Below are 20,980 nucleotides of genomic sequence, written 5' to 3'. Positions count from 1 at the left end.
AAACCTGCGCGTGTGCACAGACTAGTCTGCGGCACCTGTTGCTTGGCGCAGAAAGTCGTCAAGCGTGGTCAACGTCACGTCGGGTTTCTGGCCCAGCGCGCTTTCGCCCGCGGCAAGAGCCTGCTGTTTTAGCGCGGCCTCATCCAGTGTGGTGACAATGCCAAAACTGTTGGTGCCAAGCTCATGGGCGTTGCCACTGTCATCCATTAACGTGGTAGAGAAGCCCCCTGATGTCAGAGCACCGGTCAGGTTCAGAACGTCACTGAGTCCGGCTTCCTGATAATGAAAGGTCACGACATAGCGATGTAGATCTCCACTGCGCATTTTGCACCTCGAAAGGGTTAAATATCACACAGCGTAGTACAGGGTGAAAAAACAGGCGAATAATGAAGGGGATGAGCCAACAATTCGGACTAAACTGTTTACCGTTTGTGCGGATGCTGGCGACCCGAACGTATGTAAATCTTGTAAACGAACAGATGTTATTTGGCAAAAACAACTCTATAATGCGCGCCGAACTCAGGTTAACGTCCAGCAAATACGGGACGTTACGCTAATGCATGATGTTCTGAGCGAATTCATATCTCTTTACAAAAGTTACGGTAAAGGGGATTGATCGCACCGGGAAACCCTTCAGAATCTTCGTTTTCAAAACTGTTGCACGGATCACACTTAATGAACGCCTTTAACAAGCTGTCTGCTGTTCTATTGCTCTCTGCCGGAGCGTTTTGTCACCAGGCGCTGGCCGATAACGCGGTCTTCACCGCGATGGATGACCCTTCAACGGCGAAAAAGCCTTTTGAAGGATCGGCCTCTGCAGGTTACCTGGCGCAAACCGGTAACACCACCAGCTCATCGTTGACCGCACAGACCAACATGACCTGGTATACAGAATCAATGGCCTACAGCTTGTGGGGCAATGCCGCGAATACCTCTGCAAACGATGAGCGCTCGTCCGAAACCTATAACGTAGGTGCGCGTTCGCGTTACAACATGAGCGCCTATGACTACCTGTTTGGTCAGGCAAGCTGGTTAAGTGACCGTTACAATGGTTATGACGGACGCGATGTCCTGACCGCCGGTTATGGTCGTCAGATCCTGAATGGCCCGGTGCATTCACTGCGTGCGGAATTCGGTCCTGGTGTCCGTTACGACGATTACCGTGAAGGTGGCCATAAAACGCAGGCGCTGGCTTACGGTGCGGTGAGCTACCAGTGGCAGCTGACAGATACCACCAAATTCATTCAGGGGGTTTCCGTGCTGAGCTCACTGGGTGACGATACGACAGTGAACTCTGAAACGGGCTTACAGGTAGCGATTAACGACCATTTCGCCCTGAAACTGGCGTATAACGTCACCTGGAACAACAATCCACCTGAGTCTGCGCCCGACCATACGGATACCAAAACCACGGTCATGCTGACGTACGCGATGTAATCCGCGTTAACTCTGTCTGACAGAGAAGCGGTCTGGCCTGGGGCCTGGCCGCTTTTTTTTGATCTGTCTGAGAGTTAGCGGAAAGGCATGGGTTTTGCTCACGTCTGAAAACTGCTATTATTCGTGCCGCATCAACTTCCTGGCGACATTCCGACAATGTGGGTCTGATTTCACGCCAGGTGAATCAAACTACTCAATTTTGTATGTAGGCTTTCGTGTGGCTTACCACTGCAACTAAGGACATTCTATGCCTGTAATTACGCTTCCTGATGGCAGCCAGCGCACTTATGATCGCCCTGTCAGCGTGATGGACATCGCGCTTGATATCGGCCCCGGTCTGGCCAAAGCCTGTATCGCCGGACGAGTGAACGGTGAACTGGTCGATGCGGTTGATCCCATCACCGACGACGCGTCTGTCGCCATTATTACTGCAAAAGACGAAGCGGGTCTTGAAATCATCCGTCACTCTTGCGCGCACCTGTTAGGCCATGCCATTAAGCAGCTGTGGCCCGACACGAAAATGGCTATTGGTCCGGTTATCGACAACGGTTTCTACTATGATGTCGATATCGATCGCACGCTGACCCAGGAAGATATTGAGCTGCTGGAAAAACGCATGCATCAGTTGGCTGAGACCAACTACGATGTCGTGAAGAAGAAGGTTAGCTGGCAGGAAGCGCGCGATGTCTTCGCGGCGCGGGGTGAAGTCTATAAGACCACCATCCTGGACGAGAATATCAGCCATGATGATCGCCCTGGGCTGTATCATCATGAAGAATACGTCGATATGTGCCGCGGTCCGCACGTACCGAATATGCGTTTTTGTCACCATTTCAAACTGCAGAAAATTTCAGGTGCCTACTGGCGTGGCGACAGCGACAACAAAATGTTGCAGCGCATCTACGGCACCGCCTGGGCCGATAAAAAGCAGCTGTCTGCCTATCTGCAGCGTCTGGAAGAAGCGGCGAAGCGCGACCACCGTAAGATCGGTAAACAGCTCGACCTCTACCATATGCAGGAAGAAGCGCCGGGTATGGTTTTCTGGCATAATGACGGCTGGACAATTTTCCGTGAACTGGAAGTGTTCGTCCGCAGTAAGCTGAAAGAGTACCAGTACCAGGAAGTAAAAGGTCCGTTCATGATGGACCGCGTGCTGTGGGAAAAAACCGGTCACTGGGAAAACTACAAAGATGCGATGTTTACGACCTCTTCGGAGAACCGTGAGTACTGCATCAAGCCAATGAACTGCCCGGGTCATGTGCAAATCTTTAATCAGGGGCTGAAATCCTATCGCGATTTGCCACTGCGTATGGCCGAGTTCGGGAGCTGCCACCGTAATGAACCCTCAGGTGCGTTACATGGTCTGATGCGCGTTCGTGGCTTTACTCAGGATGATGCCCATATTTTCTGTACGGAAGATCAACTGCGCGCCGAAGTGAACAGCTGTATCCGCATGGTTTACGACATGTACAGCACCTTTGGCTTTGAAAAGATCGTGGTGAAACTGTCTACCCGTCCTGAAAAACGCATCGGTTCTGATGAAACCTGGGATCGTGCAGAAGAGGATCTGGCTGCGGCGCTCAATGAAAACAACATTGCGTTTGAATACCAGCCGGGTGAGGGCGCCTTCTACGGCCCGAAAATTGAATTTACTTTATACGATTGCCTTGACCGTGCCTGGCAGTGCGGAACAGTTCAGCTAGACTTTTCCCTGCCTAAACGTCTGGATGCCACCTACGTGGGTGAAAACAACGATCGTCAGACGCCCGTGATGATTCACCGTGCGATTCTGGGGTCGATGGAACGCTTTATCGGTATTTTGACCGAAGAGTTTGCCGGTTTCTTCCCTAGCTGGCTGGCACCAGTGCAGGCTGTCGTCATGAATATTACCGACGGTCAGGCAGAATATGTTGAGACTTTGACACGTAAATTGCAGAATGCTGGCATTCGTGTGAAAGCGGACTTGAGAAACGAGAAGATAGGCTTTAAAATCCGCGAGCACACATTACGTCGCGTCCCTTATATGTTGGTCTGTGGTGATAAAGAGGTGGAAGCTGGCAAAGTGGCCGTTCGCACCCGCCGTGGTAAAGACCTTGGGTCGATGGATGTCGATGTGTTTGTTGAGAAGCTGCAGCAAGAGATTCGCAGCCGCAATCTTCACCAATTGGAGGAATAAGGTATTAAAGGCGGAAAACGAGTACAACCTACGCGTCCGAATCGCATCAACAGTGAAATTCGCGCAACAGAAGTGCGCTTAACAGGCGTTGAAGGCGAGCAACTTGGTATTGTCAGTCTACGCGAAGCTTTGGAAAAAGCTGAGGAAGCGGGTGTAGATTTAGTTGAAATCAGCCCGAACGCCGAACCGCCGGTTTGCCGCATTATGGATTACGGCAAGTTCCTCTATGAAAAAAGCAAATCTTCTAAGGAACAGAAGAAGAAGCAAAAAGTTATTCAGGTTAAGGAAATTAAATTCCGTCCTGGAACCGATGATGGCGACTATCAGGTCAAACTACGCAACCTGATTCGCTTTCTGGAAGAAGGCGATAAAGCCAAAATCACGCTGCGTTTCCGCGGTCGTGAGATGGCGCACCAGCAGATCGGTATGGAAGTGCTTAACCGCGTCCGTAAAGACCTGTGTGATGATCTGGATTTGGCTATTGTCGAATCCTTCCCTTCGAAGATCGAAGGCCGCCAGATGATCATGGTGCTCGCACCTAAGAAGAAACAGTAGGCATTCAAGTAGCAATGACCGCGCAGCGCTCGCGTTGTGCGGTTTGTTGTTCGCCTGTCTGGGTCATGTTATCAACAATGCGAAGTGGATATTTTTTAAAATGCCAAAGATTAAAACTGTACGTGGCGCGGCTAAGCGCTTCAAGAAGACCGCTTCTGGCGGCTTCAAGCGTAAACACGCGAACCTGCGTCATATTCTGACTAAGAAATCTACCAAGCGTAAACGTCACCTGCGTCCGAAAGGCATGGTGTCTAAAGGCGATCTGGGTCTGGTTGTTGCCTGCCTGCCGTACGCATAAGTAAATTTTTTTAATCAATTCAGAATATTAAACAGGAGAGCTAAATGGCTCGTGTAAAACGTGGTGTAGTTGCTCGCGCACGTCACAAAAAAATCTTAAAACAAGCTAAAGGTTACTACGGTGCACGTTCACGTGTTTACCGCGTTGCCTTCCAGGCTGTTATCAAAGCTGGTCAGTATGCTTACCGCGACCGTCGTCAACGTAAGCGTCAGTTCCGTCAGCTGTGGATCGCGCGTATCAACGCAGCGGCGCGTCAGAACGGTATGTCTTACAGCCGTTTCATCAATGGTCTGAAAAAAGCAGCCATTGAAATTGACCGTAAAATCCTGGCCGACATCGCTGTATTCGACAAAGTGGCATTCACTGCACTGGTAGAAAAAGCGAAATCAGCTCTGGCGTAAGTCAGTTGAAAAAGGGAGCTTGCTCCCTTTTTTATTACCTGTAACCTGAGCAAAAGATTGACTTTTTCGCCTCTGCGCTTTTCAATAGTGCCGTTGAGTATCACAACAAGGTAACGCAAGCATGAATGCTGCTATTTTCCGTTTCTTTTTTTACTTTAGCGCCTGACAATCAGGGGCTTTTGCGCATAAGAAAAGAAACGAAAAATCGCGCTGAAAGCCTCCCACGTGGAGGCTTTTTTATTTTTGGCGCTAGCATATTGGACCGGCAGGTCCCAACAAGTACTAACCAGCCTGACTGGAAAAAGAGGAAAACATGTCCCAACTAGCAGAACTGGTGGCGAACGCCACGGCGGCCATCGACGGGGCGACCGATATCGCCGCCCTTGACGCGGTGCGCGTCGAATATCTGGGGAAAAAAGGGCATCTGACTTTGCAGATGACCACGTTGCGTGAGCTGCCAGCAGAAGAGCGTCCAGCAGCCGGTGCCGTGATTAACGAAGCCAAACAGCAGGTGACAGATCGTCTGAATGCCCGCAAAGAAGCGATGGAGTCGGCGGCGCTCAACGCCCGTCTGGCGGCGGAAACCATCGATGTCTCGCTGCCGGGACGCCGTATCGAAAACGGTGGACTGCATCCGGTTACCCGTACTATCGATCGCATCGAAACCTTCTTTGGTGAACTGGGCTTTGCGGTGGTGACCGGCCCGGAAATTGAAGACGATTACCATAACTTTGACGCGCTGAATATCCCCGGCCATCACCCGGCACGTGCCGATCACGACACCTTCTGGTTCGATGCCACTCGCCTGCTGCGTACGCAGACATCCGGCGTACAGATCCGCACGATGAAAAACCAGCAGCCGCCGCTGCGCATTATCGCCCCGGGCCGCGTGTACCGTAACGACTACGATCAGACACACACGCCGATGTTCCACCAGATGGAAGGCCTGATCGTCGATAAGAACATCAACTTCACCAACCTGAAAGGCACGCTGCACGATTTCCTGAACAACTTCTTTGAGGAAGATTTGCAGATCCGTTTCCGTCCGTCTTACTTCCCGTTCACCGAACCGTCTGCGGAAGTGGATGTGATGGGGAAAAACGGCAAGTGGCTGGAAGTGCTGGGCTGCGGCATGGTGCATCCTAACGTGCTGCGCAACGTCGGTATCGATCCGGAAGTCTACTCGGGCTTCGCCTTTGGTATGGGCATGGAGCGTCTGACCATGCTGCGTTACGGCGTGACCGATTTACGCGCATTCTTCGAAAATGATTTACGTTTCCTCAAACAATTTAAGTAAGGGCAGGTTATCCAATGAAATTCAGTGAACTCTGGTTACGCGAATGGGTAAATCCAGCCCTTGACTGCGCAGCGCTGTCAGAACAAATCACCATGGCGGGTCTGGAAGTGGATGGCGTTGAGCCAGTGGCTGGCGCGTTTCATGGCGTGGTGGTCGGTGAGGTCGTAGAGTGCGGTCAACACCCGAATGCCGACAAGCTGCGTGTGACCAAAATCAACACCGGGGGCGATCGTCTGCTGGACATCGTGTGCGGTGCGCCGAACTGTCGTCAGGGCCTGAAAGTAGCCGTCGCCACCGTGGGTGCCGTTCTGCCGGGCGATTTCAAAATCAAAGCCGCAAAGCTGCGCGGTGAACCCTCGGAAGGCATGCTGTGCTCGTTCTCGGAGCTGGGTATTTCCGATGATCACAATGGCATTATTGAACTGCCTGCCGATGCGCCTGTGGGCACCGATATCCGTGACTATCTGCAGTTAGATGACAACACCATCGAAATCAGCGTGACGCCTAACCGCGCTGACTGTCTGGGCATCATGGGCATCGCTCGGGATGTTGCGGTCCTGAACGGCCTGCCGCTAAATGCGCCCGCCATCGAGCCGGTCACTGCCACGATTCCCGATACCTTCCCGATTCGCGTTGACGCGACCGATGCCTGTCCTCGCTATTTAGGCCGGGTGGTCAAAGGCGTGAACGTTGCCGCAGCAACGCCGCTGTGGATGAGAGAGAAACTGCGCCGCTGCGGTATTCGCTCTATCGATCCGGTCGTGGATATCACCAACTACGTGCTGCTGGAGCTGGGTCAGCCGATGCACGCCTTCGATCTGGATCGTCTTGACGGCGGGATCGTGGTGCGCATGGCAGAAGAGGGCGAAGCACTCACGCTGCTGGATGGTACAGAAGCCAGACTCAGCAGCGATACGCTGGTCATTGCTGACCACCAGAAAGCGCTGGCGATGGGCGGCATTTTTGGCGGTGAGCATTCCGGCGTAAACACCGAAACGCAAAATATTTTACTGGAATGCGCCTGGTTTGAGCCGCTGGCGATTACCGGCCGGGCGCGTCGTCATGGTTTGCATACGGATGCTTCACATCGTTACGAGCGTGGCGTGGATTCGGCGCTGCAGCACAAGGCGATGGCGCGGGCGACGCAGCTGCTGCTGAGCATCTGTGGCGGCGAAGCCGGTCCGGTTATCGATCAGACGGTAGAGGCCGCGTTGCCGGTGCCTGCCACTATCACCTTACGTCGTGAGAAGCTGGATCGCTTAATCGGTCATGTGGTCAGCGATGCCCAGGTGACCGACATTCTGACCCGCCTCGGTTGTCAGGTGAGCGTAGGCAATCAGGAATGGCAGGCGGTCGCACCGACCTGGCGCTTCGATATGGCTATCGAAGAAGACCTGGTGGAAGAGATTGCGCGCATCTACGGTTACAACAATATCCCGAACGTGCCGGTGCAGGCCGGTCTGGTGATGACCAAGCACCGTGAAGCCAACCTGTCGCTGAAACGCGCAAAGATGCTGCTGGTGGATAAAGGCTATCAGGAGGCCATTACCTACAGCTTCGTGGATCCAAAAGTCCAGCAGTTGCTGCATCCCGGCGAAGAGGCATTGCTGCTGCCAAGCCCGATTTCCAGCGATATGTCCACCATGCGTCTGTCGCTGTGGACCGGTTTGCTGAGCGCCGTGGTCTATAACCAGAATCGTCAGCAGAGCCGCGTGCGCCTGTTTGAGAGCGGTCTGCGTTTTGTGCCTGATACACAGGCAGATTTAGGTATCCGTCAGGATTTGATGCTGGCCGGCGTACTGAGTGGCAATCGCTTCGAAGAGCACTGGGATCTGGCGCGCCAGGCGGTTGACTTCTATGATTTGAAAGGCGATTTAGAGTCATTACTGGATTTAACCGGTAAGCTCGACGCCATCACTTTCCGTGCAGAAGCGAATCCGGCGTTACATCCGGGACAAAGTGCGGCAATTTATTTGCATGATGAACGAATCGGATTTATCGGAGTGGTTCATCCCGAACTTGAACGTAAGCTGGATCTGAACGGTCGCACCTTAGTCTTTGAACTGCTTTGGAATAAGGTCGCAGACCGCGTCCTGCCTGATGCGCAAGAGATTTCGCGCTTCCCGGCAAACCGCCGAGATATCGCCGTTGTTGTGGCGGAAAACGTGCCCGCAGCAGATATCATCGCAGAGTGTAAGAAAGTTGGCGTAAATCAGGTAGTTGGCGTAAACTTGTTTGACGTGTACCGAGGTAAGGGTGTTTCCGAGGGCTATAAGAGCCTCGCAATCAGCCTGATTTTGCAGGATACCAGCCGGACACTCGAAGAAGAGGAGATTGCCGCGACGGTTGCCAAATGCGTTGCGGCATTAAAAGAGCGATTCCAGGCAACCTTGAGGGATTGAACCTATGGCGCTTACAAAAGCTGAGATGTCAGAATACCTGTTTGAGAAACTCGGGCTGAGCAAACGTGATGCAAAAGAGTTAGTGGAGCTGTTTTTCGAAGAGGTTCGCCGCGCTTTGGAAAATGGAGAACAGGTTAAACTGTCGGGGTTTGGTAATTTTGATCTGCGTGACAAAAACCAACGTCCGGGCAGAAACCCAAAAACGGGAGAGGATATTCCGATTACTGCACGTCGCGTAGTCACCTTCCGTCCAGGGCAGAAGCTTAAAAGTCGCGTTGAGAACGCCACACCCAAAGACAGTGACTGATCCCAGTGTTTTAAAAAGGCCGCGCAAGCGGCCTTTTTCATTTCTTTTTTTCGCAATCCTTTTACAATCAATTCCCTGTTACCCAGATCAATTCCGCTTATGTCCCAGCTTGAACAACTTGCACGGCACAGCACACGGCAAAATCAAAAATGGCTGATGGGCCTGAGTCTGCTGCTGCTGGCGCTTTTTACGGTCAGCCTGTGTGCAGGCGAGCGCTGGATAGGGCCTGCCGCCTGGTGGAGTGAGAGCGGCAGGCTGTTTGTCGGCCAGTTACGTTTACCCCGTACCGTCGCGGTGATGCTGGTGGGGGCGGCGCTGGCGTTGAGCGGGGTGATGATGCAGGCGCTGTTTAGCAATCCGCTGGCCGAGCCCGGCCTGCTGGGGGTGTCCAGCGGGGCAGGCATTGGCCTGGTGGCGGGCGTGCTGTTCAGCGGCGGCGCATTATGGAGCCTCTCGCTTTCGGCGATAGCGGGCGCGTTGGTGATTACGCTGATTCTGCTGCACTTTGCCCACCGCCATTTATCCGTCAGCCGTTTATTGCTTACCGGCGTAGCGCTGGGCATGATTTGCAGCGCGATGATGACCTGGGCGGTGTATTTCAGCAGCAGTCTCGATTTGCGCCAACTGATGTACTGGATGATGGGCGGATTCAGCGGCATCGACTGGCGTTATGGCTGGATGATGCTGGCGTTATTGCCGGTGATTCTGGCCAGCATGACGGCGGCCCGCGCGCTCAATCTGTTGGCCCTCGGTGAGACCTCCGCGCGCCAGTTAGGACTGTCTCTGGTCTGCTGGCGTAATCTGCTGGTGCTGGCCATGGGCTGGCTGGTCGGGGTAAGCGTTGCGCTGGCCGGGGCGATAGGATTTGTCGGGCTGGTCATTCCTCATCTGTTACGCCTGGTGGGATTGCACGATCATCGTGCGTTGCTGCCGGCCTCCGCGCTGGCAGGGGCCAGCGTACTGTTGGGGGCAGATATTATTGCCCGTCTGGCACTGGCCTCGGCTGAGTTGCCTGTTGGCGTGGTCACGGCCACGCTGGGTGCGCCATTGTTTATCGTTTTGTTAGTCAAATCGACACGTCAGCCTGCGCTGACAAACAAGTCTTAACCACAGGAACCCCGTATGAGCATTTATCAAACTGAACTGGTTACGCTGGATGGTGAGAAAACCACGCTGTCTGCCTGGCAGGGCAACGTCCTGCTGGTGGTGAACGTGGCCTCGAAATGTGGTTTAACGCCGCAATACGAAGCCCTGGAAAATATCCATGAAGCCTGGCATGACCAGGGCTTCAGTGTACTGGGTTTTCCGTGCAATCAGTTCCTGGAGCAGGAACCCGGCACCAGCGAAGAAATCAAGACGTTTTGCAGCACCACCTACGGTGTGACCTTCCCTCTGTTCGAAAAATGTGAGGTGAATGGTGAACATCGTCATCCGCTTTATGCGCAGCTGGTGGCCGCAAAACCGGATGCCGTTCGGCCGGAAGAAAGTGGCTTTTATGAGCGTATGGTCAGTAAAGGCCGGGCACCAAAAGCGCCAGGGGATATTTTGTGGAATTTTGAAAAATTCCTGATTGGACGTGACGGCAGCGTGATCCAGCGTTTCTCGCCCGATATGTCGCCAGAAGACCCGATTATTCTGGAAACGATTAAGGTCGCGCTGGCGAAATAGGTGTTACTCAGCCTGCAAGCGGTCGCCGTTGCCGGACGGCTGCAACCGGTGAGCGGTGCGCTTCATGCCGGGCATCTGATCCATCTGGTGGGGCCGAATGGCGCGGGCAAAAGCACCTTGTTGTCCGCGCTGGCCGGTCTGGAGCCGATAACCGGTCAGATGACTTTACAGGATAAAGCGCTGGCTGACTGGCCCGGACCGGCGCTGGCCCGGGTGCGCGGCTGGTTGCCTCAACAGCAGCTGCCACCCGGCATGATGCCGGTTTATCACTATCTTCGTCTGCATCTGGCGTCTTCAGGGCCACACAATGATGCGCGGTTAATGAGCTTACTCGCCCGGCTGCAGTTGACAGAAAAACTCTCCCGACCGCTGAATCAGCTTTCCGGGGGCGAATGGCAGCGCGTCCGACTCTGTGCGGTCATGGCACAAATCGATCCGCAGATTAATGCGGACGGTAAACTGCTGATTCTTGACGAACCCATGACGGCGCTGGATGTGGCGCAGCAACACGCTGTCGATAATCTGATTCAGGAACTCTGTCGTGCAGGGGGTTGTGTAATTGCCAGCAGCCATGACCTTAACCACAGCCTGTGGCATGCCGATCGGGTCTGGCTGTTGCATCAGGGCGCGGTTGTGGCACAGGGCAAACCCTGTGAAATCCTGCTCCCGGAACAGCTCACGCCACTCTACGGTATCCCTTTCCGACAACTCACCCTGGAAGGCCGTCCGCTGCTAACGGTTTTACCCTGAGACTTGCCACGTAGCGGGCTTTGCCGCTACATTTACCCCGTTATAACTGATTAAGGATGAGCTGTGATGCGCATGGGGTTGCTGTTCGTGGTGTTACTGTTGGTGGGCTGTAGCCATCGTGCACCGCCTGTCAATGGTCGCCTCTCTGACTCCATTACCGTTATCGCGCAGCTCAACGATCAACTGGGGAGCTGGCGGGGAACACCGTATCGCTATGGTGGCATGAGCCGCAAGGGCGTTGACTGCTCGGGTTTTGTCTATCTGACATTTCGGGATAAGTTTGATTTGCAGCTCCCACGCAGTACCGCCGCCCAGAGTGATATCGGCACGCGCATCAGCAAAGAGGACCTTCTGCCCGGCGACCTGGTGTTCTTCAGGACCGGCAGTGGCGAAAATGGCTTACATGTGGGCATTTACGACACGGATAACGCCTTCATCCATGCTTCAACCAGTCAGGGCGTCATTCGGTCCTCGCTGGATAATGTCTACTGGCGGAAAGTGTTTTGGCAGGCGCGACGCATATAATTTGTCAACCTAAGCCCGCCCGGTTAGTGCGGATTAATTCAGAAAATGACCGGATCTAAAAAATATTCCTAATTTGGCTTTAACCAACTCATTTTATTTATAACATTGGGAGCGGGAATCTTTTTCATACTTTACAGAATTGTCCCAAAAATTATTTGGCTTAAAGTTTATTTTCTTAAAACTAAAGCCAGTAATGGCCTAAAAATATCTATCTCATCAGTCCTTTGCTACTATTGCCAGTAAGTTTTTAATCATATACGATGCACTATCGCCACATATACTGGCTGTAAAATGAAAATTCATCTGTCGGCCGACTATGAGTCGGAAATTTGGTTTTATGCCGCCTGTTCTCAGGAAGGGCACTTAACCGCTATTGAGCTGGCTACCCAGTTCGTCCACGAAAGTGCGCCTATCACGTTGCCGCAGGATGTTCTGTTGCCGCAGCTTGATGAGACACAGCGCCTGCGCCTGCTGCAGCGGCAGGTTTCGTTACTGGAAAAGCATCAGACCTTTTTCGAAACGCACAATCTGCTGGCCTTTATGCCCACAGACGAGGGCATGGCAAGCACCCTGCTCGAAAGTGAGTTTCTGACGCGTAAAATAAAACAACTGCCCTTTTTAAGGTTGGATATCAGCGAAACGTTTCTCTCGCTCCATTTGGGAAAAAATAATCCGCTTCTCGCGGCGTTATATGGTGAGTTTAAATTGTCTCTGTCGCATTTTGGCGCGGGGAAATCGTCGACGACTGCCGTTTACGATAATCTGTTTAGCTGTATCAGGCTGGATAAACACTTTATTCAGTCGCTTGCTAAACGTGCTTCTTTTTTACCATTTATGCAAAGCATCATTGATAATTTCCGTAGCCATTGCGATCGGATGATTATTTGTGGCGTAGATGACGAAATTTTACTGGATAAAGTTAGCCATCTAAGTAATGTGCATCTGCAGGGGGCCTTGTTCCCGGTGGTGAAATCTGATGCGTTTGAGTCCTTGATCTACTCCGAGCAATTCCTGCACTCTCCCTGATATTTGCACGACTGTCGCCTGTTTAATCCCGGCTATCAACGCTACACTGTGGGTTTTATCATACGATACCCGGTGTCGTTTGGGAGTAGACATGGTCTTTGACAACAGCTGGTTTCGAGAGCTTTCGGGTACTTATACCGCCTTACATCCCACCCCGCTTGCCGGTGGCAGACTGTTATATCACAACGGTCCGCTGGCGCACGAAATGGCGCTGGAGAGCGATCTGTTTACCGGGCAGGGGCACGGTGTCTGGTACGGTGCGTCACTGTTGCCGGGTATGCAACCGCTGGCGCAGGTATACAGTGGCCATCAGTTCGGCGTCTGGGCAGGTCAGCTGGGTGACGGGCGCGGCATTCTGCTGGGTGAGCAGCGCCAGCAAGACGGCAGCCGTCTCGACTGGCATTTAAAAGGAGCAGGGCTGACGCCGTATTCGCGCATGGGCGATGGTCGTGCTGTGGTGCGCTCGACGGTGCGTGAGTTTCTGGCCTCGGAGGCGCTGCACCATCTGGGGATCCCGACCACGCGCGCGTTAACGATAGCCATCAGCGATGAGCCGGTTTACCGTGAAACCGCTGAGCGCGGTGCAATGCTGATGCGGATCGCGCCGAGTCATCTGCGCTTTGGCCATTTCGAACACTTCTTTTACAGCCAGCAGCCTGACAAGGTCAAACAGCTGGCGGAGTATGCCATTCGTCATCACTGGCCGCATCTGACGGAGGACGCCGACCGTTATTATCTGTGGTTCGCCGATATCGTCCTGCGCACAGCACGCCTGATTGCGCAGTGGCAGAGCGTGGGCTTTGCGCATGGTGTGATGAATACCGACAACATGTCGATCCTTGGCCTGACGATGGATTACGGCCCTTACGGTTTTCTGGATGACTACCAGCCGGACTTTATCTGTAATCACAGTGATTACCAGGGGCGCTACAGCTTCGAGAATCAGCCGATGATCGGTCTGTGGAATCTTAATCGCCTGGCGCATGCCCTCTCAGGATTACTCAGTGCAGAGCAGCTAAAGCAGGCGCTGAGCGGTTATGAAAACGAACTGATGCGCGTCTGGGGCCAGCGGATGCGGGCGAAACTGGGCTTTCTGACCGAAGAGGCAGGGGATAACGCGATTCTGACCGGTCTGCTCAGCTTAATGAGTCAGGAACGGCGCGATTATACGCTGACGTTCCGCCTGCTCAGTGAAACGCAGCAGTCAGAACAGCGATCGCCGTTACGGGATGAATTTATCGATCGCGCTGCCTTTGATCGCTGGTATCAGGATTACCGCACCCGTTTGTTGCAGGAGCAGGTCAGCGATGCGACGCGCCAACAGGTGATGAAAGCGGCCAATCCGGCGCTGGTATTGCGAAATTATCTGGCACAGCAGGCGATCGAGGCGGCGGAGCAGGGTGAGAGCGGGGCGCTGGCCCGTTTACATCAGGCGCTTCAGCAGCCCTTCAGTGACGCGACGGCCGCTGAGTATCGTCAACGGCCGCCGGACTGGGGCAAATCACTGGAAGTCAGTTGTTCCAGCTAAGTTATAAACGGTGAGAAACTGCCTCAGCTAACAGGGCCAGTACAGCTTCGCTGTCTTGCCAGTTGAGGCAGGGATCGGTGATGGACTGACCGTACGTCAGGGGCTCACCGCTCACCACTTTCTGATTGCCTTCTTCGATAAAACTTTCGATCATCACGCCCGCTACCGCGCGTGAACCTCCTTTGATCTGTTCAGCCACCTCAGCAGCAACGTCGCGCTGACGACGATGCTGTTTCAGGCAGTTGCCGTGGCTGAAATCAATCACCAGCTGTGGCGCTAAGCCGAATTCATTCAGGCAGGCAGTCGCCTCGGCGACATCGGCGGCATGATAATTGGGCTGTTTACCGCCACGTAAAATCACATGGCCGTGCGGGTTGCCGCTGGTCTGGTAAATGGTCATCTGCCCCTGTTTATCCGGCGACAGGAACATATGGCTGGTTCGGGCAGCGCGAATGGCATCCACAGCAATACGCACATTGCCATCGGTGCCGTTTTTGAAGCCGACAGGACAGGAGAGCGCAGAGGCCATTTCACGATGGATCTGGCTTTCAGTGGTGCGGGCTCCAATGGCCCCCCAGCTGATCAGATCGGCAATAAACTGCCCGATCACCATATCCAGAAATTCCGTTGCTGTGGGTAAGCCGAGGGCGTTGATATCAATCAGTAGCTTACGGGCAATGCCGATGCCGCGGTTCACATCAAAGCTACCGTCCAGATCCGGATCGGAGATCAGGCCTTTCCAGCCGACCACCGTACGTGGCTTTTCAAAATAGGCCCGCATCACGATTTCCAGCCGGTCCTGATACTGCTCGCGCAGCGCATTTAAACGCCGGGCATAGTCTAAAGCCGCCACCGGGTCATGCAGGGAGCAGGGACCAATCACGACCAGCAGACGGGGATCGTCGCCCGTGAGGATGCGCGCAATGCGCTTGCGTGCTGCGGTGATATTATCGGCCATGGCGGAGGAAAGCGGATATTCAGCTGCCAGACTGGCAGGAGAGATCAGGCTGCCAATGCGCGCCGTGCGCAGTTCGTCAGTTTTATTCATGGTGTTCTCTAAATGTGTTCTTCGCAGCGGTGGAATACCGGGAAGTGATGAGGGTCACAATAAACCATTAGCTTGTGAATTCAAGCACCAACGTGACAATGGCAGGCAAAATTACGGCAGCGCCACGTTACAGGGCGCTGCCGGCGGCGGATCAGTACATGCGGCGCGTCAAGCCCATAATATCGAGGATCTTGGTGGCGATCTCTTCCACGGAATAGTTGGTACTGTTGAGATAGCGAATCTGGTGGGTACGGAACAGCGCTTCCACTTCGCCCACCTCCAGCCGACACTGACGCAGGGAAGCATAGCGGGTATTTTCCGCGCGTTCCTGACGTATGGCCGCCAGGCGTTCCGGGTCAATTGTCAGGCCAAACAGTTTATGCTGATGCTGGCGCAGAGCGGGCGGCAGTTTCAGGTTATCCATATCATCGGCAATAAACGGATAGTTCGCGGCACGAATACCAAACTGCATCGCCAGATAGAGGCTGGTGGGGGTTTTACCACAACGGGAAACGCCTAACAGAATGACCTGCGCGTCTTCCAAGCCGCGCAGTGAAATGCCGTCATCATGTGCCAGGGTGTAATCAATCGCCGCAATACGCGCATCGTATTTACCCAGATTGCTGGCATCCAGTCCGTGCGTTCGGTGTGCGACCGGTGCCGGTGCGAGACCAAGCTCCTGCTGAAGCGGAGCGACCAGCGCCTGAACAATGTCCTGACAAAACCCGTCACTTTGCAGAATGATGTCGCGCACTTCCGGCGTGACGATAGAAAAAAAGACCAGTGGACGCACGCCGCTTTGCTGAAAAAGGGCATTGATCTGCGCTTTAACCGCCTGCGCGCGCTGAACATTTTCAACAAACGGCAGGGTGACACTGTTGGTGTTAACGGGAAACTGCGATAGCACCGCGTGGCCTAATACTTCGGCGGTAATCGCAGTGCCGTCGGAGATATAAAAAACGCTTCTGTCGGTGGTCATGGAGCATGCCTCGTGCAAGGAAGTCGTGAAAAGACGGAGCAGGGTTAAGTTCAGGCGCGCGAATCCCAGCGGGGGCATGTGAAGTCTGGCTTAACCATTTGTCGTACAGTTTTAGCATAACCGACAGAAAATATTCCTTTTCTCCGCCACAGATTTGCCATGAAAATCGCGCCTGAAGCGGCCTTTTTCACCCGCCTTGTTGCGCAACAAAAACGACGCTTTAGAGGGCCCTGAAATGAAAAATAATTTTAAATGAGTGGCTTGTGATAAAAAACATCCTTTGCGCAACGTCTTAAAAAAGCGGGTTATAGTCTGAAACTGGCGTGCAGAATCTGCTTTAACGATTCAACAGATCGTGTTTGCCAAAACGTTATGCCAGGCTGATTGTGTTAATAGCAGGATTTTCCATGTGCCCATTCATTAATAAAGGATCAGTTCAATGTCCAATAAAGGCGAACAGCCGTTAGTACTCTGGTACAACCAGCTTGGCATGCATGATGTTGATCGGGTAGGAGGCAAAAATGCGTCTCTGGGTGAGATGATTACCAATTTGTCCTCTCTGGGGGTTTCGGTACCCAATGGTTTCGCGACCACCTCCTGGGCCTTTAATCAGTTTCTTGAGCAGAGCGGTCTGAACCAGCGTATTTATGCATTGCTGGATGACACCAATATTGATGATGTTGATCAACTGGCGAAAGCAGGTAAGCAGATTCGTCAGTGGGTCGTCGAAACGCCCTTCCAGCCTGAACTTGAAGCCGCCATTTTGTCGGCCTACGAACAGCTCTCAGCAGACGATGCCGAGGCCTCTTTTGCCGTACGCTCCTCGGCCACCGCAGAAGATATGCCCGATGCTTCCTTTGCCGGACAACAGGAAACCTTTCTGAACGTGCAGGGCATCGAAGCTGTGATGGTAGCGGTGAAACATGTTTACGCATCCCTGTTTAACGATCGTGCCATCTCTTACCGTGTTCATCAGGGCTACGATCACCGGGGTGTTGCCCTGTCGGCAGGCATACAGCGTATGGTCCGTTCCGATCTGGCCGCATCAGGCGTGATGTTTACCATTGATACGGAATCTGGCTTCGATCAGGTGGTGTTTATCACGGCGGCGCTGGGTCTGGGCGAAATGGTGGTGCAGGGCGCTGTCAACCCGGATGAGTTTTACGTGCATAAACCCACACTGGCCGCGAAGCGTCCGGCAATCGTGCGCCGCAACATGGGCTCGAAAAAAGTGCGGATGGTGTATGCCGATTCACGTGAGCACGGCGAGCAGGTGCGAATCGAGGATGTGCCGGAAACGGAACGCGACCGCTTCTGCCTGAACGACAGCGAAGTTCAGGCACTGGCACAGCAGGCGGTACTGATCGAGCAGCACTATAAGCGCCCGATGGATATTGAATGGGCAAAAGACGGGCATACCGGCAAGCTGTTCATCGTGCAGGCGCGACCGGAAACCGTGCGCTCAAATGGTCAGGTGATGGAGCGTTACACCCTGCAAGGCCAAGGAAATGTGGTCATTGAAGGCCGTGCAATTGGCCATCGCATTGGTGCCGGGCCGGTTAAGGTGATTCATGACATCAGCGAAATGAACCGTATCGAAAAAGGTGACGTGCTGGTGACCGATATGACCGATCCTGACTGGGAACCGATCATGAAAAAGGCCTCCGCTATTGTCACCAATCGCGGGGGGCGTACCTGTCATGCCGCGATTATAGCGCGTGAATTGGGAATTCCGGCGGTGGTCGGGTGCGGCGATGCCACCGAGCGCCTGAAAGAAGGTCATACCGTGACCGTGTCCTGTGCGGAAGGCGATACCGGCTATGTTTACGACGAACTGCTCGATTTTGACGTGACCAGTTCGCAGGTCGATACCATGCCGGACCTGCCGCTGAAGGTGATGATGAACGTGGGTAACCCGGATCGCGCCTTTGATTTTGCCTGCTTACCCAATGAAGGGGTTGGGCTGGCGCGCCTGGAGTTCATCATCAACCGCATGATCGGTGTGCATCCTAAAGCGCTGCTTGAGTTTGACCAACAACCGCCGGCGTTGCAGCAACACATCCGTCAGCTGATGAAAGGCTTTGACGATCCCGTCGAGTTCTATATTGCGCGCCTGACTGAAGGTATCGCGACCCTGGGCGCGGCATTCGCACCCAAACGGGTGATTGTGCGATTGTCCGACTTCAAAACCAATGAATACGCCAATCTGGTCGGCGGGGAACGGTACGAACCGGAAGAAGAGAACCCCATGCTGGGCTTCCGCGGCGCTGGCCGTTACGTGTCAGAAAGCTTCCGCGACTGTTTTGCGCTTGAGTGTGAAGCGGTGAAGCGGGTGCGAAATGACATGGGACTGACCAATGTCGAGATCATGGTGCCGTTTGTACGTACGGTGGACCAGGCGCAGGCGGTGGTCGAAGAGTTAGGTCGCCAGGGCCTGAAGCGGGGTGAGAACGGACTGAAGGTCATTATGATGTGTGAAATCCCGTCAAATGCTCTGCTGGCGGAGCAGTTTTTACAGCACTTTGACGGCTTCTCCATTGGCTCGAACGACATGACGCAGCTGGCGCTGGGGCTCGATCGTGATTCCGGCGTCGTGTCTGCCCTGTTTGATGAACGCAATGAGGCGGTGAAAGCCTTACTGTCCATGGCGATCAAGGCGGCGAAAAAACAGGGTAAATACGTCGGTATCTGTGGACAAGGGCCTTCGGATCATCAGGATTTTGCGGCCTGGTTGATGGAGCAGGGCATCGACAGTTTGTCACTTAACCCGGATACCGTCGTGGAAACGTGGCTGAGCCTGGCGGCCCTGAATAAGTCTGTCTGACGCGACGTTTACACTGTTACTTTAAGGCCAGCGCAAGCTGGCTTTTTTATTCCCGGCGGAAAAACAGACGGGGTTGATCAGTGCTGACCCGCTCCGGTTGTCGAGATATCACTTGCGCGGAAAGCGTATAAGGGGCGAGGTTGCTCTTCGGCCTGTTCATACAACCTGACCGGTGAAAAAGGGGCGCAACCCCTTTTCGACAGGCAAAAAAAAGCCCATCACAGGGGATGGGCAAAGACTACACACAGCAATTCTTTACGCTACTCAGGGGAAATAAGGGTGTTTAGAAATCAGTGAGTTGATTTCAAACTTGTTAAATATGTTATTCATACCGCTTGCTGGCGTCTTTAAGAATCCTCTTATTAGTTTAAAGGAAATAATATTTTGACCATCATTAAGAGCGTTCAGGAGAGTTATTATGTATGAAAAATAATCATTTCAGGCCGAAAAATGGGCTTAAAGCGCTAAATATGCGTTTTATCTTAAAAACTACTAATGAAAAAAAGGCTGGTGATATCTTAATCAGCCAGCCTACTTAACCACTACTAATCATATGAAATGCAGAACAGGGCCTATTGATCCGTCTTTTCGTCCAGGGTTTTGAGCGGATCGACCGGTGGTCTGGGAACTTCATTCATCCAGACGGACACCAGGCGATAGGAGACAGCCAGCACGACGGGGCCGATAAACAGTCCGATCATGCCAAACGCGATGAGTCCGCCAATGACACCGGATAAAATCAGAATCAGCGGCAGGTCGGCACCCATACGAATCAGCACGGGACGCAAAATATTGTCCAGTGTTCCGACGACGCAGCTCCACACCAGCAGCACCGTGCCCCAAGTCGTATCGCCGCTCCAGTAGAGATAAACAATGGCGGGCACCAGCACCAGCAGGGGACCAATCTGGACCAGACAGCAGAGGATCATCAGGACGGTCAGCAAGGTCGCATAAGGAATGCCGGAGATGGCCAGCCCGATACCGCCCAGCACGCCCTGTACCAGCGCAGTCACCACCACGCCCAGCGCCACCGCACGTACGGCTTGCCCGGCCAGCAAAACGGCGGCATCACCGCGACGGCCCGCCATGCGCACAGCGAAATGGCGAATCCCCAGCGCCGCCTGTTCACCGCGCCAGTAGAGCAGCACGCTAAACAGCAGCATCACGGCCAGGTGAATCATAAACCGGCCAAAGTGTCCGGCCTGCGCAACAAAGAAGCCTGTTGTACGACCGACGTAAGGCTGAAGCTTGGCCATGATGGCCGCACCGCCGCCGGCCACCAGTTTCTGGTAGCTGGCATACAGTTTTTCCCCGACCACAGGAATGTCATTCAGCCAGCTCAGCGTCGGCAGCATATGGCCCTGCGTCGCCCAGGCAATTACCGGAGCACTGTTATCAATCAGGCTGTTCACCAGCAGGGCAACCGGAATAATAAACAGCAGCAGAAGCAGAATGGTCATCACAATGACGGCCAGAGAACGCCGGCCCCAGAGCAGTCGCTGAATTCTCAGCATCAACGGCCAGGTCGCAATCACTACCATGCTGGCCCAGGCGAAGCCGAGGATAAAAGGTTGCACCACCCATAAGCAGGCGGCAATCAACAGCAAAATGAATATCAGAGTGAACAACATTTGGGGAAGGTCTATCTGCCGTTCCAGGCTTTTCATCTTAAGCATTACCTCTTTGAGATCCGTCAACGCAGGGGATGACAGTGACCCGTCATCATGAGCTATTTGAGGGCGTTTAAACAGGCTTGTAA

Annotated in this window: 20 protein-coding genes, 1 other RNA gene and 1 other annotated feature; of the genes, 16 read left to right on the top strand and 5 right to left on the bottom strand. The window is 53.6% G+C overall.

Annotation, left to right across the window (positions count from 1 at the left end):
* Positions 1-21 precede the first annotated feature (21 nt).
* Positions 22-324, bottom strand: coding sequence for a type V toxin-antitoxin system endoribonuclease antitoxin GhoS (gene ghoS, locus RAC60_RS03095; RefSeq protein WP_375092585.1), 303 nt, complete (start codon positions 322-324; stop codon positions 22-24).
* A gap of 351 nt (positions 325-675) precedes the next feature.
* On the opposite strand from ghoS, the gene RAC60_RS03090 reads away from it, so the two are divergent.
* From RAC60_RS03090 to RAC60_RS03020, 15 genes are all read left to right on the top strand, one after another.
* Positions 676-1,437, top strand: coding sequence for a YdiY family protein (locus tag RAC60_RS03090; RefSeq protein WP_006118952.1), 762 nt, complete (start codon positions 676-678; stop codon positions 1,435-1,437).
* A gap of 247 nt (positions 1,438-1,684) precedes the next feature.
* The gene (thrS, locus tag RAC60_RS03085; protein WP_006118953.1) at positions 1,685-3,613 is read left to right on the top strand and encodes a threonine--tRNA ligase; all 1,929 of its coding nucleotides are present in this window, start codon (positions 1,685-1,687) and stop codon (positions 3,611-3,613) included.
* 3 nt (positions 3,614-3,616) lie between these two features.
* A complete protein-coding gene (gene infC / locus RAC60_RS03080) occupies positions 3,617-4,168 on the top strand; it encodes a translation initiation factor IF-3 (RefSeq protein ID WP_006118954.1) in 552 nt (183 codons plus the stop codon).
* Between the two features lie 100 nt (positions 4,169-4,268).
* Positions 4,269-4,466: a 50S ribosomal protein L35 gene (gene rpmI, locus RAC60_RS03075; RefSeq protein WP_006118955.1), complete on the top strand. Its 198-nt coding sequence runs from the start codon at positions 4,269-4,271 to the stop codon at positions 4,464-4,466.
* 44 nt (positions 4,467-4,510) lie between these two features.
* Positions 4,511-4,867, top strand: a complete 357-nt coding sequence (rplT, locus tag RAC60_RS03070; protein WP_006118956.1) for a 50S ribosomal protein L20 — start codon at positions 4,511-4,513, stop codon at positions 4,865-4,867.
* Positions 4,868-4,983: 116 nt separating this feature from the next.
* Positions 4,984-5,109, top strand: a sequence feature (Phe leader region).
* On the top strand, positions 4,989-5,033 hold the full coding sequence (pheM, locus tag RAC60_RS03065) for a pheST operon leader peptide PheM (protein ID WP_106120997.1): 45 nt from the start codon (positions 4,989-4,991) through the stop codon (positions 5,031-5,033). (Overlaps the previous feature by 45 nt.)
* Positions 5,110-5,180: 71 nt before the next feature.
* Positions 5,181-6,164 carry a phenylalanine--tRNA ligase subunit alpha gene (gene pheS, locus RAC60_RS03060; protein ID WP_033741123.1) on the top strand — a complete coding sequence of 328 codons (984 nt, stop codon included), beginning with the start codon at positions 5,181-5,183 and terminating at the stop codon, positions 6,162-6,164.
* 14 nt (positions 6,165-6,178) lie between these two features.
* Positions 6,179-8,566 carry a phenylalanine--tRNA ligase subunit beta gene (gene pheT / locus RAC60_RS03055; RefSeq protein ID WP_375092580.1) on the top strand — a complete coding sequence of 796 codons (2,388 nt, stop codon included), beginning with the start codon at positions 6,179-6,181 and terminating at the stop codon, positions 8,564-8,566.
* Positions 8,567-8,570: 4 nt separating this feature from the next.
* On the top strand, positions 8,571-8,873 hold the full coding sequence (gene ihfA / locus RAC60_RS03050; protein WP_006118960.1) for an integration host factor subunit alpha: 303 nt from the start codon (positions 8,571-8,573) through the stop codon (positions 8,871-8,873).
* Positions 8,874-8,972: 99 nt separating this feature from the next.
* Complete coding sequence (gene btuC, locus RAC60_RS03045) at positions 8,973-9,980, top strand: vitamin B12 ABC transporter permease BtuC (RefSeq protein ID WP_172912411.1); 1,008 nt, start codon at positions 8,973-8,975, stop codon at positions 9,978-9,980.
* A 15-nt stretch (positions 9,981-9,995) separates the two neighbouring features.
* Entirely contained in the window at positions 9,996-10,541 is a 546-nt protein-coding gene (locus tag RAC60_RS03040; protein WP_039340642.1) for a glutathione peroxidase, read from the top strand.
* Positions 10,542-11,291 (top strand): vitamin B12 ABC transporter ATP-binding protein BtuD, encoded by a 750-nt coding sequence (gene btuD, locus RAC60_RS03035; RefSeq protein ID WP_375092578.1) that lies wholly within the window; start codon positions 10,542-10,544, stop codon positions 11,289-11,291.
* A 66-nt stretch (positions 11,292-11,357) separates the two neighbouring features.
* Positions 11,358-11,816 (top strand): NlpC/P60 family protein, encoded by a 459-nt coding sequence (locus RAC60_RS03030; protein WP_033741136.1) that lies wholly within the window; start codon positions 11,358-11,360, stop codon positions 11,814-11,816.
* Between the two features lie 291 nt (positions 11,817-12,107).
* Complete coding sequence (locus RAC60_RS03025; RefSeq protein ID WP_006118964.1) at positions 12,108-12,842, top strand: EAL domain-containing protein; 735 nt, start codon at positions 12,108-12,110, stop codon at positions 12,840-12,842.
* A gap of 91 nt (positions 12,843-12,933) precedes the next feature.
* Positions 12,934-14,370 (top strand): protein adenylyltransferase SelO family protein, encoded by a 1,437-nt coding sequence (locus RAC60_RS03020; protein ID WP_324019839.1) that lies wholly within the window; start codon positions 12,934-12,936, stop codon positions 14,368-14,370.
* 1 nt (position 14,371) lies between these two features.
* Here the strand turns inward: RAC60_RS03020 and RAC60_RS03015 are convergent, their stop codons facing one another.
* On the bottom strand, positions 14,372-15,418 hold the full coding sequence (locus RAC60_RS03015) for a 3-deoxy-7-phosphoheptulonate synthase (protein ID WP_058708700.1): 1,047 nt from the start codon (positions 15,416-15,418) through the stop codon (positions 14,372-14,374).
* 151 nt (positions 15,419-15,569) lie between these two features.
* Positions 15,570-16,397: a pyruvate, water dikinase regulatory protein gene (locus RAC60_RS03010; RefSeq protein WP_006118966.1), complete on the bottom strand. Its 828-nt coding sequence runs from the start codon at positions 16,395-16,397 to the stop codon at positions 15,570-15,572.
* Positions 16,398-16,836: 439 nt separating this feature from the next.
* Here RAC60_RS03010 and ppsA point away from each other — a divergent pair, with 439 nt between their 5' ends.
* Positions 16,837-19,221 carry a phosphoenolpyruvate synthase gene (gene ppsA, locus RAC60_RS03005; protein WP_205954505.1) on the top strand — a complete coding sequence of 795 codons (2,385 nt, stop codon included), beginning with the start codon at positions 16,837-16,839 and terminating at the stop codon, positions 19,219-19,221.
* Positions 19,222-19,424: 203 nt separating this feature from the next.
* Here the strand turns inward: ppsA and rprA are convergent.
* Both rprA and ydiK read right to left on the bottom strand, forming a co-directional pair.
* An RNA gene (gene rprA, locus RAC60_RS03000) (antisense sRNA RprA) lies at positions 19,425-19,534 on the bottom strand.
* A gap of 259 nt (positions 19,535-19,793) precedes the next feature.
* A complete protein-coding gene (gene ydiK, locus RAC60_RS02995; RefSeq protein ID WP_039340615.1) occupies positions 19,794-20,888 on the bottom strand; it encodes an AI-2E family transporter YdiK in 1,095 nt (364 codons plus the stop codon).
* Positions 20,889-20,980 lie beyond the last annotated feature (92 nt).

It is taken from the genome of Pantoea sp. BR_17 (genome assembly GCF_041955125.1).
Taxonomy (GTDB): Bacteria; Pseudomonadota; Gammaproteobacteria; order Enterobacterales; family Enterobacteriaceae; genus Pantoea; species Pantoea stewartii.
Note: the sequence above shows the minus strand (reverse complement) of the source record. Positions and strands in the feature narration are given on the sequence as shown.

Coding starts and splice junctions, on each gene's coding strand:
- ghoS (WP_375092585.1), bottom strand. CDS start 324: ATGCGCAGTGGAGATCTACATCGCTATGTCGTGACCTTTCATTATCAG.
- ihfA (WP_006118960.1), top strand. CDS start 8,571: ATGGCGCTTACAAAAGCTGAGATGTCAGAATACCTGTTTGAGAAACTC.
- pheS (WP_033741123.1), top strand. CDS start 5,181: ATGTCCCAACTAGCAGAACTGGTGGCGAACGCCACGGCGGCCATCGAC.
- RAC60_RS03010 (WP_006118966.1), bottom strand. CDS start 16,397: ATGACCACCGACAGAAGCGTTTTTTATATCTCCGACGGCACTGCGATT.
- pheT (WP_375092580.1), top strand. CDS start 6,179: ATGAAATTCAGTGAACTCTGGTTACGCGAATGGGTAAATCCAGCCCTT.
- RAC60_RS03090 (WP_006118952.1), top strand. CDS start 676: ATGAACGCCTTTAACAAGCTGTCTGCTGTTCTATTGCTCTCTGCCGGA.
- ydiK (WP_039340615.1), bottom strand. CDS start 20,888: ATGAAAAGCCTGGAACGGCAGATAGACCTTCCCCAAATGTTGTTCACT.
- RAC60_RS03040 (WP_039340642.1), top strand. CDS start 9,996: ATGAGCATTTATCAAACTGAACTGGTTACGCTGGATGGTGAGAAAACC.
- RAC60_RS03025 (WP_006118964.1), top strand. CDS start 12,108: ATGAAAATTCATCTGTCGGCCGACTATGAGTCGGAAATTTGGTTTTAT.
- RAC60_RS03030 (WP_033741136.1), top strand. CDS start 11,358: ATGCGCATGGGGTTGCTGTTCGTGGTGTTACTGTTGGTGGGCTGTAGC.
- RAC60_RS03015 (WP_058708700.1), bottom strand. CDS start 15,418: ATGAATAAAACTGACGAACTGCGCACGGCGCGCATTGGCAGCCTGATC.
- rplT (WP_006118956.1), top strand. CDS start 4,511: ATGGCTCGTGTAAAACGTGGTGTAGTTGCTCGCGCACGTCACAAAAAA.
- RAC60_RS03020 (WP_324019839.1), top strand. CDS start 12,934: ATGGTCTTTGACAACAGCTGGTTTCGAGAGCTTTCGGGTACTTATACC.
- rpmI (WP_006118955.1), top strand. CDS start 4,269: ATGCCAAAGATTAAAACTGTACGTGGCGCGGCTAAGCGCTTCAAGAAG.
- thrS (WP_006118953.1), top strand. CDS start 1,685: ATGCCTGTAATTACGCTTCCTGATGGCAGCCAGCGCACTTATGATCGC.
- ppsA (WP_205954505.1), top strand. CDS start 16,837: ATGTCCAATAAAGGCGAACAGCCGTTAGTACTCTGGTACAACCAGCTT.
- btuC (WP_172912411.1), top strand. CDS start 8,973: ATGTCCCAGCTTGAACAACTTGCACGGCACAGCACACGGCAAAATCAA.